Genomic DNA, 14,718 nt, shown 5'->3' with positions numbered 1-14,718 from the left:
CCGACATTTCCACGGCCCCCGCGCGTGGCCACGGCCCGGTGCGGCCAACGCGCCGCAACTGCCTTGCGCGTGCAACGCCGGTGTTACCCGCGTTGCGCACCATCGCGGCCACCGCAGCGCGTGTTCCCTCCCTCTTCCGCAGTGAGAAGCTCCTGATGTCTTCAACCCCCAAGGCGATGGCCTGGTCGCCGCTGCCGCTGTGCCTGCTGTGCGTGATGCCGCTGGCCACTGCCCAGCAGGCACCGGCGGCCGCCACCCCGGCTACGCCCGCTGCGAACGAAGCGCCGGCCGCTGCGCGCGTCACCATCAACGAGTACCTGGTGCGCGGCAACAGCGTGCTGGATGCACGCGACATCGAGCGCGCGGTCACCCCGCACCTGGGCCCCGACCGCACCCTGCAGGACGTGGACGCCGCGCGGCTGGCACTGCAGGCGGCGTACCAGCGCAAGGGCTACCAGTCGGTCTACGTCGACCTGCCCGAGCAGCAGGTCAGCGGCGGCGTGGTGATCCTGCAGGTGACCGAAACCCGCGTGGGCCAGGTCAACGTGGTGGGCGCGCGCTACAACGACGCCGCGCGCCTGCGCGAACGCGTACCGGCGTTGCAGCCGGGCCAGGTGCCCGATTTCGACGGTGCGCAGCGCGAACTCACCGAACTCAACCGCGGCGGCAAGCGCCAGGTGGTGCCGCTGGTCAAACAGGGCACCGCCGACGGCACCATGGACGTGGAGCTGAAGGTCGACGACAAGACGCCCTGGCGGTTCAGCGCCACCGTCAACAACGACCACAGCGTGGACACCGAGCCGCTGCGCAGCATCGTCAGCATCGGCCACGACAACCTGTGGCAGAAAGACCACACCGCCTCGCTGACCTTCTTCGCCGCCCCGCAGGACCTGGACCAGGCCAACGTGCTGTCGGCGTCCTACGGCCTGCCGCTGGGCAGCCCGGACTGGATGCTGGAATTCTCCGGCTACCGCTCCGACAGCAACGTGGTCTCCAGCGGCCAGACCAACGTCACCGGCAAGGGCCATGCGCTGGGCATCAAGCTCAACCACAGCCTGCCGATGACCGGCGTGTGGTGGCACCAGCTGTCGGCCGGCATCGACTTCAAGGACCTGGACGAATCGGTGGCCATGGTGGGCCAGGCGTCCGACTTCGCACCGCTCAAGTACGCACCGCTGACGCTGGGCTACAGCGGCTTCCGCCAGGGCGACAAACACCAGCTGAGCGTGGCGCTGCAGGCCGTGTTCGGCGCGCGCAGCCTGCTCGGCTACGGCAGCAGCGACGACGAGTTCGACTGGAAGCGCGCCTACGCCGATTCCAGCTTCTTCGCGCTCAAGCTGGACCTCAGCGATACCTACACCCTGGACAGCGGGGCGCAGTGGTTCGCGCGCATCTCCGCGCAGATGACCGACCAGCCGCTGGTCTCCGGCGAGCAGTTCGCCGCCGGCGGCATGTACACCACGCGCGGCTACCGCTCGGCCGAAGGCATTGGCGACTACGGCGCGCTGGCCACGCTGGAATGGCGCACCCGCCCGTTCGCGCTGTGGGGCCTGCAGGACTGGCGCCTGTACGCCTTCGTCGATGGCGCCTGGCTGGGCCTGCGCCGGCCGCTGCCCGAGCAGGCCGACAGCAGCTGGATGTCCGCCGCCGGCCTGGGCAGCAGCCTGCGCATCAGCGAACACTTCAACCTGCGCCTGGATTACGGCCACACGCTCAGCGATGGCCCCACCACCACCAAGGGCGCGAACCGACTGCACCTGAGCGTCGGCGCCAGTTACTGAGCCCGACCCCCGACTTCCCCGGAGATATTTCCCATGCAACGCCTTCTTGCCCTGTTGTTGTTCTGCCTGAGCATGTGCGCGCTCGGCACCGCCCGTGCCGATACCCCGTGGTGGCAGGCCGACTGGAAGTACCGCAAGCCCATCACCGTGGACGCCGGCCCCAACGGCGCCGCGCTCGGCGGCAACCTCGGCCGCACCCCCGTGCTGGTGCGCCTGCACACCGGCAACTTCGCCTTCGACGGCGTGGCCGACGGCGGCAGCGACATCCGCTTCATCGGTGCCGACGGGCGCACCGTGCTCAACCACCAGGTGGAGCAGTACGACGCCAGCCTGGGCATGGCCCTGATCTGGGTGGACGTGCCGGCCATCAGCGGCACCGCGCCGCAGACCCTGTGGATGTACTACGGCAACGCCGGTGCACCGGCGGCGGGCAACGGCCAGCGCGTGTTCGACCCGGACTACAGCGCCGTGTACCACTTTGCCGAAGGCAACGAGCCGCGCGACACCACCGCCTACGTCAACCACCCCAGCGGCCCGTTCAAGGCCGCCGACGGCGCCATCATCGGGCGCGGTGCGCAGTTGGCCGGCCAGCCGCTGCACCTGCCCGGTTCGCCGTCGCTGGCCATCGCCGCCAACGGCGCGATGACCGTCTCGGCGTGGATCAAGCCGGCCCAGCTCGGCCCGGACCAGGCCGTCTACAGCCGCCGCGAAGGCGACAACGTGTTGATCATCGGCCTCGACAACGGCGTGCCCTACGTGCGCGTCAACCAGCAGCGCAGCCAACCGGTGCCGGCGCTGGCGGCGGGGCAGTGGGCGCACCTGGCGGTAACCGCCAGCGATGGCGCGGTGGTGCTGTACGTGGGCGGCCGCGAGGCCACCCGCATCGAGGCCAGCCTGCCGGCGCTGGCCGGTGAGGCGCTGTTGGGCGCCGACGTGGCCCCGGCTGCGGGTGCCACCGCAGCGGTGGCCATGGCCCAGCCGTTCCTGGGTGACATCGACGAAGTACGCGTGTCCAAGGTGGCCCGCCCGGCCACGCTGCTGCTGGCCGATGCCAGTGCGCAGGGCGCCGAATCGCGCCTGGTGGCCTTCGGTGAAGACGAACAGTCCGCCGGGGTCAGCCACTTCGGTTTCATCCTCAAGGCGATGCCGGTCGACGCCTGGGTGGTGGTGGCGATGCTTGGCCTGATGCTGCTGCTGTCGTGGGCCATCATGATCACCAAGAGCCGCTACTTCGGCATCGTCGCCAAGGCCAACGAGGCCTTCACCGTGCAGTACCGCAAGGTCACCGGCGCACCGGTGGCCTCGCTGCAGGAGCTGGAGCGCACCGGCACGCTGGCGCCGCAGATCCGCGACAGCTCCACCCTGTGGCGGCTGTATCGCATCGCCATGGAAGAAATGGACGGGCGCGGCTCGCACCACCACGGCCTCACCGCCGCGGCCATCACCTCCATCCGCGCCTCGATGGACGCCGAAGTCACCCGTGAAACCGAGCGCATGTCCAAGCGCATGAACTGGCTGTCCACCACCATCGAAGGCGCGCCGTACATCGGCCTGTTCGGCACGGTGATCGGCATCATGCTGGTGTTCGTGGTGGCGGCGATGGCCGGTGCGGTGGACATCAACTCCGTTGCGCCCGGCATGGCCGCCGCGTTGCTGTGCACCGCGGCCGGCCTGGGCGTGGCGATCCCGGCGCTGTTTGGCTACAACTGGCTGGCCTCGCGTGCCGAAGCCATTGCCGCGGACATGTCGGTATTCGTTGACGAGTTCACCGCGCGCCTGGCCGAAGAGTTCGACCGCAGCGCACCGGCCGCCGTCGCGCGTCCGGTCCAGGCCTGAGGCGCACGACCATGGCCAGGGCAAAACGGTTCGGCATCAAGAAGCGCGAAAAGGGCATCAACGTCACCCCGTTCGTCGACGTGCTGCTGGTGGTGCTGGTGATCTTCATCCTCACCAGCAACGCCTCCATTCCGGGAATCCAGGTCAACCTGCCCAAGGCCAGCTCCAGCATGGCGCTGGAAAAGCCGAAGACCAGGGCGATCACCGTCGACAACGCCGGGCAGATCTTCCTCGACGCCTACCCGGTGAGCCTGGCCGAGCTGGAAGACCGCCTGCGCACCGAGAAGGCGCTCACTCCCGACTTCCCGGTGATCGTGCGCGGCGACGCCCAGGTGCAGTACGCACGCGTGGTGGAGGTTCTCGACCTGCTGCGCCGGATCGACCTCAACCAGGTTGGCCTGGTGACCGGCAAACCACAGGGGTGATGGCGTGACTGCACTCAATCCCCGTGCACGCGGCGCGGCCGGCTGGCAGCGCTGGTGGCCGCTGGCCGCGCTGCTGGCCGGCATCGCGCTGCTCGCGCTGCTGGCATGGCTGCTGCTGTTCAAGGACACCGCCAGTACCCGCCGCCCGCAGGTGGAGGTGCCGATGGTGATGCTGCCCCCACCGCCGCCCCCGCCACCGCCGGAACCGGCGCCCGAGCCCGAACCCAAGCCCGAAGAGGTCATGCCCGAACCGGAGCCGCTGGACGAGGTGCCCAAGCCCACCGAGGAAGCGCCCACCCCGGACACCGCCGACCCGGTGACCATGGACGCCACCGCGCAGGCCGGCACCGACAGTTTCGGCATCCAGTCCGGCAGCGGCGGTGGCCGCAGTGGCACCGGTGGCGGTGGCGCCGGCAACGGCACGTACGGGCGCTACCTGGGCTACGTGCTGCAGCAGGCCGTCGCACGCGACGAGCAGGTTCGCCGGCTGTCGTTCCAGCTCACCGTCAACATCTGGCTGGACCCGACCGGTGCGGTCACGCGGGTGGAACTGCTGCGTGGCAGCGGCAACCCCGAGGCCGACGAACGCGTGCTGCAGGCCATCCGCGCGGTGGGCCGTATCGACGAGCGCCCGCCGGCGTCGCTGGATTTCCCGGCGCGCGTGCTGGTGCAGGGCCGGCGCCCGGCCGGCTAGGCGCGGCCGCCTCCTTCTTCCCGACTTTCCTTTTTCTGCGAGCAAGCTGATGACCCGTTCAACCTATTCCGCCGCGCTGCTGGGCCTGCGCCGTTCCGCCCTCGCCGCCGGTGTCGTGCTGGTGCTGGCCAGCGGTGCCGCCCATGCCCAGGACGGCAGCGGCGAAAGCACGATGATCAAGCTGATCCGCGGCCTGATCGACAGCGGCGCGCTCAAGCCCGAGGCGGGCCAGGCGCTGCTGCTGGAAGCCCAGCGCGAAGCCGCCGTGGCGCGCCCGGCCGCAGCCACCGGTGCCATCGCCGCGCAGCCCGGCGACGTGCGGGTACCGTACATCCCGCAGACCGTGCGTGATGAGATCCGCGAGGAGCTCAAGACCAGCGTGATGGCCCAGGCAAAGGCCGAAGGCTGGGCCGCACCGGACCAGGTGCCCGACTGGACCCAGCGCCTGCGCGTGCAGGGCGACGTGCGCGTGCGCAATGAAAGCCGCCTGTATTCGGACCGCAACAGCGACATCGAAGTGGACTGGGCGCGGATCAATGCCAGCAACGGTTATGACGTCAACGGCAACACCAACCTGGGCCTGCCGCCGCTGCGCAACACCCGCGAAGACCGGAACAACTCCTGGCGCATTCGCGCGCGCCTGGGCGTGGTGGCCGAGCTGGGCGAGCACACCCGTGCCGGCGTGCGCCTGGCCACCGGCAATGACAACGGCCCGGTGTCGTCCACCCAGACCCTGGGCGGCGGCCTGGCCAAGAAGGACGCCTGGCTCGACCAGGCCTGGTTGTCCTACACACCGGTGCAGGGCCTGGACATCATCGGCGGCCGCTTCGGCAACCCGTACTGGTCCACCGACACGCTGTTCTCCAACGACCTCAACTTCGACGGCCTGGCCTTCAAGTACGCCCACCCGCTGGGCGGCGAGGGGTTGTCGCTGTTCGCCACGCTGGGCCTGACCCCGTTGGAGTATTCGTCCGACGGTTTCCCCAACACCAGCCAGACCAAGATGAAGAGCGAGAACAAGTGGCTCAACGGCGTGCAGGTGGGCGCCGACTGGCAGTTCGGCGACCAGCAGAAGCTGCGCGCCGCGGTGGGCTACTTCGACTTCCGCAACATCGCCGGCGAGTACTCCCAGCCCTGCGCGCTGTACGCCGGTGCCGACCACTGCAGCAGCGACTGGTCGCGCCCGGCCTTCATGCAGAAGGGCAACACGCTGATGCTGCTGCGGAACATCGCGCTCGATCCGCTCGACCCGGCCAACACCCCGATGCCGCAGTACGTGGGCCTGGCCTCCGAATTCGAACTGCTGGACCTCAACCTGGCCTGGGAAACCCCCACCTTCGCCGGTTACGCGCTGCGCGTGGAAGGCCATGGCATCAAGAACCTCGCCTTCGACCGCAACCGCATGTGGTCGCGCGCGCAAGGCGGCATCGTCACCAACCTGGGCGCGGCCGCCAACGGCGTGGCCGGCCCGCAGGACATCCAGAGCGGTGACATGGCCTACATGGCGCAGGCCACCTTCGGCCAGCTGGCGCTCAAGCAGGCCGGCGACTGGAACGTGTGGCTGGGCTACAAGCGCCTGGAAGCCGATGCGCTGCCCGACGCCTACAACGATTCCAACTTCCACCTGGGCGGCACCAATGCCAAGGGTTACTACCTGGGCAGCTCCTACATGTTTGACAAGAACGTGTGGCTGACCGGCCGCTGGATGGCGGCCAAGGAAGTAACCGGCGCGCCGCAGTCCATCGACGTCTTCCAGCTCGAAGTGAACGCTGGCTTCTGACCTGTTGGCCGGTGCGCCCGCGCCGGCCGTTTCCCTGCTGGATACCCCATGACCACTGACGACACCCTGCACCCGCTGCCTGATGCGCCCGACCAGGCCGGGCCCGATGCCATCGAAGCCGACGCCGCCGCGCCGGCCTCCCCGCCGCTGTACCGCACCCCGGTGGTGCTCTCATCGCACGAGCACGCGCACTGGCGCCTGCTGCCCGGCGATGCCGCGTTCGCCGCCGCAAGCCATGCCGTTCCGCTGGTCATCGGCGAATTCGCCGCGGCCGCCCGCGATTACCCGCTGGTGTTCGTCGGCGCTGACGCCGCCCCGGTTGCCGTGCTCGGCCTGCAGGCCGAACACAACCGCTTCGTGGTCGCCGACCACTGGCAAACCGGCACCTACGTGCCCGCGTATGTGCGCCGGTATCCGTTCGTATTCGCCCGCACGACCGAGCCGAACGGCCATGTGCTGGCCATCGACGCCGACGCCCCGATGCTGCGCACCTGCGGCGACGAAGGCCAGTCCCTGTTCGACGCCGACGGCCAGCCCAGCGCGCTCACCCGCCAGGCCCTGGCGTTCTGCGAGGCGTTCACCCGCGATGCCACCGCCACGGCCGCCTTCAGCGCCGCGCTGGTCACTGCCGGCGTGCTGGTGGAACGCCAGGCCGACGTCGTGCATCCCGACGGCCGCCAGTCCAGCCTGCTCGGCTTCCAGCTGATTGACGCCGAACGCTTCGCCGCACTCCCCGACGCCACCGTGCTGGCCTGGCACCGCCAGGGCTGGCTGGCGCTGGTGCATTTCCACATGGCCTCGCTGGCCCGCTTCAAGGACCTGCTCACCGCCTGACCGTTTCAACCGGGACACCGGACAGAACAACGACACGGACGTCGTGGACCGCACACGCGTTTCGCCACTGCCAGGCAGGTGGGAAGACCTAGCCCTGGCCCCGGCAGTCTGTCCGGTACCCGACCCTCGTTCCCTTTGCGCGCGCTCCGGGTAGAGCCACCCCATGGGTGGCTGCAAGCAACCTCACCCAAACGCCAAAACGCACGCACGGCACATCATTACCGCCGGCTCAGCCCCACCAGAACCACAACGCCTGCGCGCCCTGGCCCACACTGTAGTCGCCTCGACCCGCGGCAACATCCAGCACGCCCTGTCGAAGCGCCGCCATCGCGGCCTCTCCCAGCCGCAGCGTGGCGCGCGCGCCGTCCGCTTCCCACTGCCAGAACGCGACATCCTCATCGACCGTCAACCGTAACGATGTCTGGGCGTCCCAACGTGCATCGCGGTTGTTCGGCACGGCCAACTGCGCAGGGCTGGGCGGAGAGAGCTGCAGCGTCCGCGTCGCGCCCGGGCCGTCCAGCGCCAGCGCATCCAACAATGCCAGCATCGACGCGCAGCCGGCGGCATCGGCGCCGATGTGCCAGCCCGGATAGTTGCGCAGGTTGTCCCGATAACGCCAGAGCGACACGGTGCCGTGGTGTTGCCACGCATGCGATCGTTTCATGGCCGAAGTGTCCCAGAAACGCGGGCCATCCACGCTGGGCTGCAGGTATCGCAATGGCTGCGACGCAGGGCAGGGTTCGGGACGTTCAGGGGGATGTGGCGATGGGCCACAAGGCAAGGATGGTGCGCCCGGAGGGATTCGAACCCCCGACCAATGGCTTCGGAAGCCACTACTCTATCCGGCTGAGCTACGAGCGCGTTGTGTCCTGCAGTCCCGGGCGCCGGTGCTGGCCGCCGTACGCCGTGATGGCGCGGGAGGAGCATTCTAGCGGTAAACGCGGCGCAGGTCTGCCCCCTGTTCAATTGCCCGGCACGGCAACGCTCGCGACGGGGCTTGGCGGTATCCTTTGCGCATGGCTTACGAACGTTTTGAAGCCCCCGACGGTCCCCCACCGTCGCGTTGGGGCCAGTACTGGAAACTGATGCGCGCCGATCGCCCGATCGGCACCCTGCTGCTGCTGTGGCCCACCTGGTGGGCATTGTGGCTGGCCGCCGGTGGCCTGCCGCCGCTGTGGACCCTGTTCGTGTTCAGTGCCGGGGTCTGGCTGACGCGTTCGGCCGGCTGCGTCATCAACGACTACGCCGACCGCTGGCTGGACCCGCACGTCAAGCGCACCAAGGACCGCCCGCTGGCCAGTGGGCGGGTGTCCGGGCGCGAGGCGCTGCTGCTGTTCGCCGGGCTGATGCTGGTCGCCTTCGCGCTGGTGCTCACCCTGAACCGGCTGACCATCGGCTTGAGCTTCATCGGCATCTTCCTGGCCGCCAGCTACCCCTACCTCAAGCGCTACACCCACCTGCCGCAGGTGTACCTCGGCATGGCCTTCGGCTGGGGCATCCCGATGGCGTTCGCCGCCGTGCAGGGCGAAGTGCCGGTGGTGGGCTGGCTGCTGTATGGCGCCAACATCCTGTGGTCCACCGCCTACGACACCTGGTACGCCATGGTGGACCGCGACGACGACCTCAAGATGGGTTCTCATTCCACGGCCATCCTGTTCGGCGACCTGGACCTGGTCATCCAGGGCATCCTGTTCACCCTGTTCCTGGGCACCATGAGCCTGGTGGGCCTGCGCGCCGGCCTGGGCGCGGCGTACTGGATGTCGGTGGGCGTGGCCGCGCTGCTGATCGCCTACCAGTTCATGATCTGCCGCAAACGCGAGCGCGATGCCTGCTTCAAGGCCTTCCTGCACAACAACTGGGTGGGCGCCACCCTGTTCGCCGGTATCGCCGCGGCCTTGGCGTTTCATTAAGGCGCCCCGACCAACAGTCGGGGCCAACCGGCCGGTCGAGCCGCCCATGCCCCGGTAGTGCCGGCCGCTGGCCGGCTCCCGACCATCCCAAGGCGCCGCCCCGCAGCCACCACCCCGCACCTCGCCCCTACGACCAATAGGCGACTGACAGCCCGCCACCCAACCCACACACTGCTCCCCATCTGAATCACCTGGGAGGGTAGGGCGATGGCCACGTCGACAGCAGCACAAGACGGCTGGATGGCGCGCGCAGCACTGCGCTCGGCCGCGTGGGCGGAAAAATGGTTCCCCGACGCCTACGTGTTCGCCGTGCTCGGCGTAGTCATCGTGGCGGCGGCCGCCATCGGCTTCGGCGCCACCCCGCAGGCCACCGCCAGTGCCTTCGGCGAAGGCTTCTGGAGCCTCATCCCCTTCACCATGCAGATGGCCTTCGTGGTCATCGGCGGCTACGCCCTGGCCACCGCGCCCATCGTGGCGCGCTTCATCGACCAGCTGGCACGGGTGCCGCGCACCGGCCGTGGCGCGGTGGTGTACGTGGGCCTGGTGAGCATGCTGGCCTCGCTGCTCAGCTGGGGCTTCTCGCTGGTGTTCGGCGGCTTGCTGGTGCGCGCGCTGGCGCGCCGCGAGGACCTGAACATGGACTACCGCGCCGCGGGTGCCTCGGCCTACCTTGGCCTGGGTGCTGTGTGGGCGATGGGCCTGAGTTCCTCGGCCGCCCAGCTGCAGGCCAATCCGGCCAGCATGCCGCCGGGGCTGGTGGAGATCACCGGGGTGCTGCCCTTCACCGAAACCATCTTCCTGTGGCAGTCCATCGCGCTCACCGCCGCGTTGATCCTGGTGTCGCTGCTGATCGCCTGGCTCACCGCCCCCGGCCCGGCCACCGCCCGCACCGCGCGGGACTTCGGCGGTGCTGCGCAGGCCGAGCCGCAACCGCTGCAGCCGCGCACCCGTCCGGGCGAGTGGCTGGAATACAGCCCGCTGCTCACCGTGCTGCTTTCATTGCTGGCGTTCGGCTGGCTGTTTGGCGAATTTGCCAACAAGCCGCTGGTGAGCGCCATCGCCAACCTCAACACCTACAACTTCCTGTTCATTTCGCTGGGCCTGCTGCTGCACTGGCGCCCGCGCAGCTTCCTCAACGCCGTGGCCAAGGCCGTGCCCAGCACCACCGGCGTGCTCATCCAGTTCCCGCTGTACGGCGGCATCGCCATGATCCTCACCCACGCGGTGGGCAGCGGCGATGAAACCCTGGCGCACCGGTTGTCCAGCCTGTTCGTGCACATCGCCACCGCCGACACCTTCGCCCTGGTGATGGGCGTGTACTCGGCGGTGCTGGGCTTCTTCGTGCCGTCTGGCGGCGGCAAGTGGATCATCGAGGCGCCGTATGTGATGCAGGCTGCCAACGAACTCAAGGCCCACCTGGGCTGGGCCGTGCAGGTGTACAACGCCGCCGAGGCACTGCCCAACCTGATCAACCCGTTCTGGATGCTGCCGCTGCTGGGCGTACTGGGCCTGAAGGCGCGCGACATTGTGGGCTTCACCTTCATCCAGCTGCTGGTGCACATCCCGCTGGTGCTGGGCCTGTTGTGGCTGCTGGGCATGACGCTGACTTACGTGCCGCCGGTTATGCCGTAACGCCCGGTGCTGGCCGGCTGCGTTGGGATCAACGGCAGCGGGGCAGAGCCCCGCTCTACGAGCGTTGGTGGGTAGCCCCCGCCACAAAGTTGATAGGTACGCCGCGTAGAGCCGGGCTCTGCCCGGCTGCTCGGGAATCAACGGCAGCGGGGCAGAGCCCCGCTCTACGAGCGTTGATGGGCAGCCCCGCGCCACAATGTTGATGGGTACGCCGCGTAGAGCCGGGCTCTGCCCGGCTGCTCGGGGTCCATGGCAGCGGGGCAGAGCCCCGCTCTACGAGCGTTGGTGGGCGGCCCCGCGCCACAATGTTGATGGGTACGCCGCGTAGAGCCGGGCTCTGCCCGGCTGCTCGGGGTCCATGGCAGCGGGGCAGAGCCCCGCTCTACGAGCGTTGATGGGCGGCCCCGCGCCACAAAGTTGATAGGTACGCCGCGTAGAGCCGGGCTCTGCCCGGCTGCTCGGGGTCCATGGCAGCGGGGCAGAGCCCCGCTCTACGAGGGTTGATGGGTAGCCCCCCGCCACAATGTTGATGGATACGCCGCGTAGAGCCGGGCTCTGCCCGGCTGCTCGGGGTCCATGGCAGCGGGGCAGAGCCCCGCTCTACGAGCGTTGATGGGTAGCCCCGCGCCACAAAGTTGATAGGTACGCCGCGTAGAGCCGGGCTCTGCCCGGCTGCTCGGGGTCCATGGCAGCGGGGCAGAGCCCCGCTCTACTAGGTTGGTATGTCGCGTAGAACCCCGCTCTACGTGGGCGCAGGTGCGGTGTCGGCCAGCAGCGTCGGCAGCTGCGCCAACACTGCCTCGCAGTGCGTGGGCGACAGCACCGCCGCCAGTGCCGGGGTCAGCCGGCGTTGCAGGTCGGCCAGCGCCAGGTGCGGCGCGCGTGGCTGTGCCGCGTGCGCGGCGCCGATGGCGCTGTGCAGCTGTTCGGCCACTGCATGATGCAGCTGCCGCTGCGCGGTGTTTTTCGGCGCACCCAAGATGCGGACCAGCACCCCACGGCAGGCCAGTTGCACCCGCGTCGCGCTGCCGGCAGCGGGAAGTTCCAGCGCCCGCAGCCGCAGCACCTGCAATGCCTGCAGCGCCTGCAGGCACTGCAACCGCTCGGCAGGCGTACGCGGCGTGGCCAACGACCCCCGCAGCTGGCGTTGCAGTTGCAGCCGTGCGGCGGCCCCGATCGTGCTGGTTTCCAGCTGATGGCGCAGCAGGCTGTGCAACGCATCCGCCTCCTGGCGCGGGTTGGTCGGCAGCGTGTCCACTGCGCCAAGGTAGTCCCACCCAGCATCACGCACCTCCGGGGCCCGCTCTCGCGCCCAATGGCGAATGCGCACGTCTTCATCTGCACTCAAATGCGCCTCGCACGCCTCGGCGGCCACCGCATCGCGCAGCAGCGAACAGAAATGCAGGTCATACCGGTAACGCTGCTGTGGTGTATCCGCTTCGGCCCCACTGCCCTCGCCGGGCAGCCCAAGCATTGCCGCCTGCAGCTGCTGGCCGAAGCCCGTCACGCGCTGGTGGAGGCAACGCCGACGCAGGCGGTGCAGGTCGCGTTCCTGACCGTGCGCGTCCACGCCCCATCGCGGCCCCACGTGCGCGCGGCAGGCGTGGAAATCCGCGCTACCGGTGGGGGGAAGCAACGCCCGCAGGCGCCTGTGCTGGCGCGATAGCCCGGCCTGCACCTGTTGCAACGGCAGCGGGGCCCATCCATCTGCCTCGCCGTGTTGCCAAGGCGCTGGCACACCCGGCAGATGCACCAGCCACGCGCAGTGCTTGTGCGGGTGCGGGCGGTTGAGCAGGGCCAACACCCGCGCCAACCCCGCGCTGTCCACGGCCGTGTCCAGGTAGACCAGCGCCAGCCGCGCATCCAGATAGGGCAGGGCGTGCGGGTCGCTGGCAATCAGCAGTTGCGCCTGCTGCTGCGCTGCGCCGGCCCGCCCGCACCCGGGGCCGACCATCGCGCTGTGTACCGCGCCGTCCTTGGCAAAGGCGCGCTGGTAGCGGCGCATGGTTTCGGCATCGTGTACCAGCAGCACCGCGCGCAGGTTGCGTTCGGTGTGCTGCAAGGTATCGCGCAGGTGCTGGGCGATGGTGGACGCCCAGCGCACGCTCGGCGGCGCGGCGGGCTCAACCAAACGCGTGGCCCCGCGCTTGGCTCTCTGCCGCCGTGGTGGGGTGGGCTGCAGCGCATGGTGGTACACCGGCGCCAACAGGCCATCGGCGATGGCGTCGGCGTTGCTGTATGCAAACAGCAGCGGCTCGCTCACTACGCTCGGCACCGCTTCCGGCAGCGGGCCGTTGCCCAGCCACAGCCACCCGGCGCGCGGCAGCCGCTCACGCGCGCGTTCCACCCACCCTGGCTGGCCGGCCTGCAGGTGCGCGTCCACCAGCAGAATCAGGTCGTCACCGTCATGCTCGGCATCGCGGCGGCGCAGCCAGGCCTGCAGCGTGCCCGGCGTGGTCTGCAGTGTGCAGCCGCGTCCGTCGGCCATGAAGGCTGCCAGCCGCCGCCCGGGCGACACCGGTAGTTCGCCCCGCCTGCCCGCCTGGGGTGCAACGGCAGGGTGCTGTCGCACCCGCAACACCCGGCAGTGGCGCAACCACGGGTCGCGCTGCACGTGCTGCACCAACCAGTGCCACGTAAGCGCCATGCCGGCGCCCGCAGCCAGCCGCAGGTGTCCACGCCCCCGGCAACCCTGCGCGTCGATACACCGCAACTGCGCCAGCCCGGCCTGCACCGCGAAGTACTGCGCCGCCCGCGCAACACGCGGCTGGCCGTCTGCACCGGTGTGCATGAAACCCCGCAGCAGCGCCAACACCCGCGCCGGCGCCGCCACGCCGGCCAGCAACGGCGCGTGCACCGCGCGCAGCCAGCGGCCATTGGCCTCGGCAGCGCCGGTTCGGGGCATGGGTACGGTATCGCGCAGCTGCTGCACGGCGTCCGCGTTCCAGCCGTGCTCGCGCCACCGCACCCAGCCGCCAGCGGGTGCGCCGCTGCACGCATAGCGCCCACCGCGCCGGTCCAGCGCCAGGAGCAATGGCGGGCTGCACGCATTGCCGCGGGCGCGTACCTGCCGGGCATGCAAGGCAATGGCCGCCGCATCCCGGCCCCAGCGCGCCTGCCCATCGCGCTCCACGCAGAGCAGCCGCAGCAAGGGCAGGCCGTTGACGTAGCCGACCAACACATCGATGCGTGGCGCCGCATCCAGTAGCGGCTGGCCCTCGTCACGCGCGCTGGCGATGTCCCATTGGTTGTTCAGCGGCTCGGCCCAATCCACCAACGGCACCGTGGCCCGCACCGTGCGGCCATCTGGCAGCCGCTGCGCTACGCATACCCCGTTGCGCAGCGCGACCAGCAGGGCGTCGCTGCCTGCGTTTGAGCCACGCCGCAACGGGCCTTGGGTTACGGCGGCCAGCACCTGCGCAATGCCGTCCGCATCCAACGGCCACTTCTCGCCATGCGTCTCAAAGCGCAGCTGTTGCAGGTACTGTCGCAAACGACCGTCCAGCAGCATGCTGCCGTCATCGCCGCGCAGGGAACAACGCCGGTTCGGCGCCAGGTACTGCCAGCCCAGGCGCTGCAGCCAGCCCAAGGTGGAGCGGGTTACCACCCCGCGCACCGGTGCGCGGCTCATGACAGCCCGCCTTGCAGCGGGAAACGGCACAGCGGCGGCGTGGCGAAACGGAAGGTTCGATAGCGCATGCCTGCAGTCTGGCGCAGCCGTTAAGGGCCACACCGTGTGCACCATTCCGTTTCCTGCACATCCGCTGCACGGTGCAGTGAACAGTTTCAATGCACCGAAGCATGCACATAGCGGGCGCCAATCAAT

The 14,718-nt window shown here is 69.5% G+C and carries 10 protein-coding genes and 1 tRNA gene; 8 read left to right on the top strand and 3 right to left on the bottom strand.

Features of this window, described 5'->3' with window-relative positions; all coding sequences use genetic code 11:
• The first annotated feature begins 155 nt into the window (after positions 1 to 155).
• Genes GQ674_RS18435 through GQ674_RS18410 form a run of 6 tightly spaced genes read left to right on the top strand, consistent with a single transcriptional unit; the run spans position 156 to position 7,350 of the window.
• Positions 156 to 1,781: a ShlB/FhaC/HecB family hemolysin secretion/activation protein gene (locus GQ674_RS18435; RefSeq protein ID WP_236546126.1), complete on the top strand. Its 1,626-nt coding sequence runs from the start codon at positions 156 to 158 to the stop codon at positions 1,779 to 1,781.
• A gap of 33 nt (positions 1,782 to 1,814) precedes the next feature.
• Positions 1,815 to 3,617: a MotA/TolQ/ExbB proton channel family protein gene (locus GQ674_RS18430; RefSeq protein WP_159498228.1), complete on the top strand. Its 1,803-nt coding sequence runs from the start codon at positions 1,815 to 1,817 to the stop codon at positions 3,615 to 3,617.
• An 11-nt stretch (positions 3,618 to 3,628) separates the two neighbouring features.
• Entirely contained in the window at positions 3,629 to 4,042 is a 414-nt protein-coding gene (locus GQ674_RS18425) for a biopolymer transporter ExbD (RefSeq protein ID WP_159498227.1), read from the top strand.
• Between the two features lie 4 nt (positions 4,043 to 4,046).
• Positions 4,047 to 4,736, top strand: a complete 690-nt coding sequence (locus tag GQ674_RS18420; protein ID WP_236546125.1) for an energy transducer TonB — start codon at positions 4,047 to 4,049, stop codon at positions 4,734 to 4,736.
• A gap of 49 nt (positions 4,737 to 4,785) precedes the next feature.
• A complete protein-coding gene (locus tag GQ674_RS18415; RefSeq protein ID WP_159498226.1) occupies positions 4,786 to 6,516 on the top strand; it encodes a putative porin in 1,731 nt (576 codons plus the stop codon).
• Positions 6,517 to 6,564: 48 nt separating this feature from the next.
• Positions 6,565 to 7,350, top strand: coding sequence for a SapC family protein (locus GQ674_RS18410; protein WP_159498225.1), 786 nt, complete (start codon positions 6,565 to 6,567; stop codon positions 7,348 to 7,350).
• A gap of 229 nt (positions 7,351 to 7,579) precedes the next feature.
• On the opposite strand, the gene GQ674_RS18405 is transcribed toward GQ674_RS18410, so the two are convergent.
• Both GQ674_RS18405 and GQ674_RS18400 read right to left on the bottom strand, forming a co-directional pair.
• Positions 7,580 to 8,014, bottom strand: coding sequence for a hypothetical protein (locus GQ674_RS18405; protein WP_159498224.1), 435 nt, complete (start codon positions 8,012 to 8,014; stop codon positions 7,580 to 7,582).
• 120 nt (positions 8,015 to 8,134) lie between these two features.
• Positions 8,135 to 8,211, bottom strand: a tRNA-Arg gene (locus tag GQ674_RS18400).
• Between the two features lie 155 nt (positions 8,212 to 8,366).
• Between GQ674_RS18400 and ubiA the strand changes: the two genes are divergently transcribed.
• Together ubiA and GQ674_RS18390 are read left to right on the top strand one after the other, a co-directional pair.
• Positions 8,367 to 9,260, top strand: coding sequence for a 4-hydroxybenzoate octaprenyltransferase (gene ubiA / locus GQ674_RS18395; RefSeq protein WP_159498223.1), 894 nt, complete (start codon positions 8,367 to 8,369; stop codon positions 9,258 to 9,260).
• A gap of 207 nt (positions 9,261 to 9,467) precedes the next feature.
• The gene (locus GQ674_RS18390) at positions 9,468 to 10,892 is read left to right on the top strand and encodes a TIGR00366 family protein (protein WP_201290180.1); all 1,425 of its coding nucleotides are present in this window, start codon (positions 9,468 to 9,470) and stop codon (positions 10,890 to 10,892) included.
• A gap of 742 nt (positions 10,893 to 11,634) precedes the next feature.
• On the opposite strand, the gene GQ674_RS18385 is transcribed toward GQ674_RS18390, so the two are convergent.
• On the bottom strand, positions 11,635 to 14,523 hold the full coding sequence (locus GQ674_RS18385) for a type I restriction endonuclease (RefSeq protein WP_159498221.1): 2,889 nt from the start codon (positions 14,521 to 14,523) through the stop codon (positions 11,635 to 11,637).
• Between the last annotated feature and the right edge of the window lie 195 nt (positions 14,524 to 14,718).

Source organism: Stenotrophomonas sp. 364, assembly GCF_009832905.1.
GTDB lineage: Bacteria > Pseudomonadota > Gammaproteobacteria > Xanthomonadales > Xanthomonadaceae > Stenotrophomonas > Stenotrophomonas maltophilia_AP.
Note: the sequence above shows the minus strand (reverse complement) of the source record. Positions and strands in the feature narration are given on the sequence as shown.

Excerpts from the sequence above, each read along its gene's own strand:
- GQ674_RS18425 (WP_159498227.1), top strand. The coding sequence starts at position 3,629 with ATGGCCAGGGCAAAACGGTTCGGCATCAAGAAGCGCGAAAAGGGCATC.
- GQ674_RS18430 (WP_159498228.1), top strand. The coding sequence starts at position 1,815 with ATGCAACGCCTTCTTGCCCTGTTGTTGTTCTGCCTGAGCATGTGCGCG.
- GQ674_RS18390 (WP_201290180.1), top strand. The coding sequence starts at position 9,468 with ATGGCCACGTCGACAGCAGCACAAGACGGCTGGATGGCGCGCGCAGCA.
- GQ674_RS18435 (WP_236546126.1), top strand. The coding sequence starts at position 156 with ATGTCTTCAACCCCCAAGGCGATGGCCTGGTCGCCGCTGCCGCTGTGC.
- GQ674_RS18410 (WP_159498225.1), top strand. The coding sequence starts at position 6,565 with ATGACCACTGACGACACCCTGCACCCGCTGCCTGATGCGCCCGACCAG.
- ubiA (WP_159498223.1), top strand. The coding sequence starts at position 8,367 with ATGGCTTACGAACGTTTTGAAGCCCCCGACGGTCCCCCACCGTCGCGT.
- GQ674_RS18405 (WP_159498224.1), bottom strand. The coding sequence starts at position 8,014 with ATGAAACGATCGCATGCGTGGCAACACCACGGCACCGTGTCGCTCTGG.
- GQ674_RS18385 (WP_159498221.1), bottom strand. The coding sequence starts at position 14,523 with ATGAGCCGCGCACCGGTGCGCGGGGTGGTAACCCGCTCCACCTTGGGC.
- GQ674_RS18415 (WP_159498226.1), top strand. The coding sequence starts at position 4,786 with ATGACCCGTTCAACCTATTCCGCCGCGCTGCTGGGCCTGCGCCGTTCC.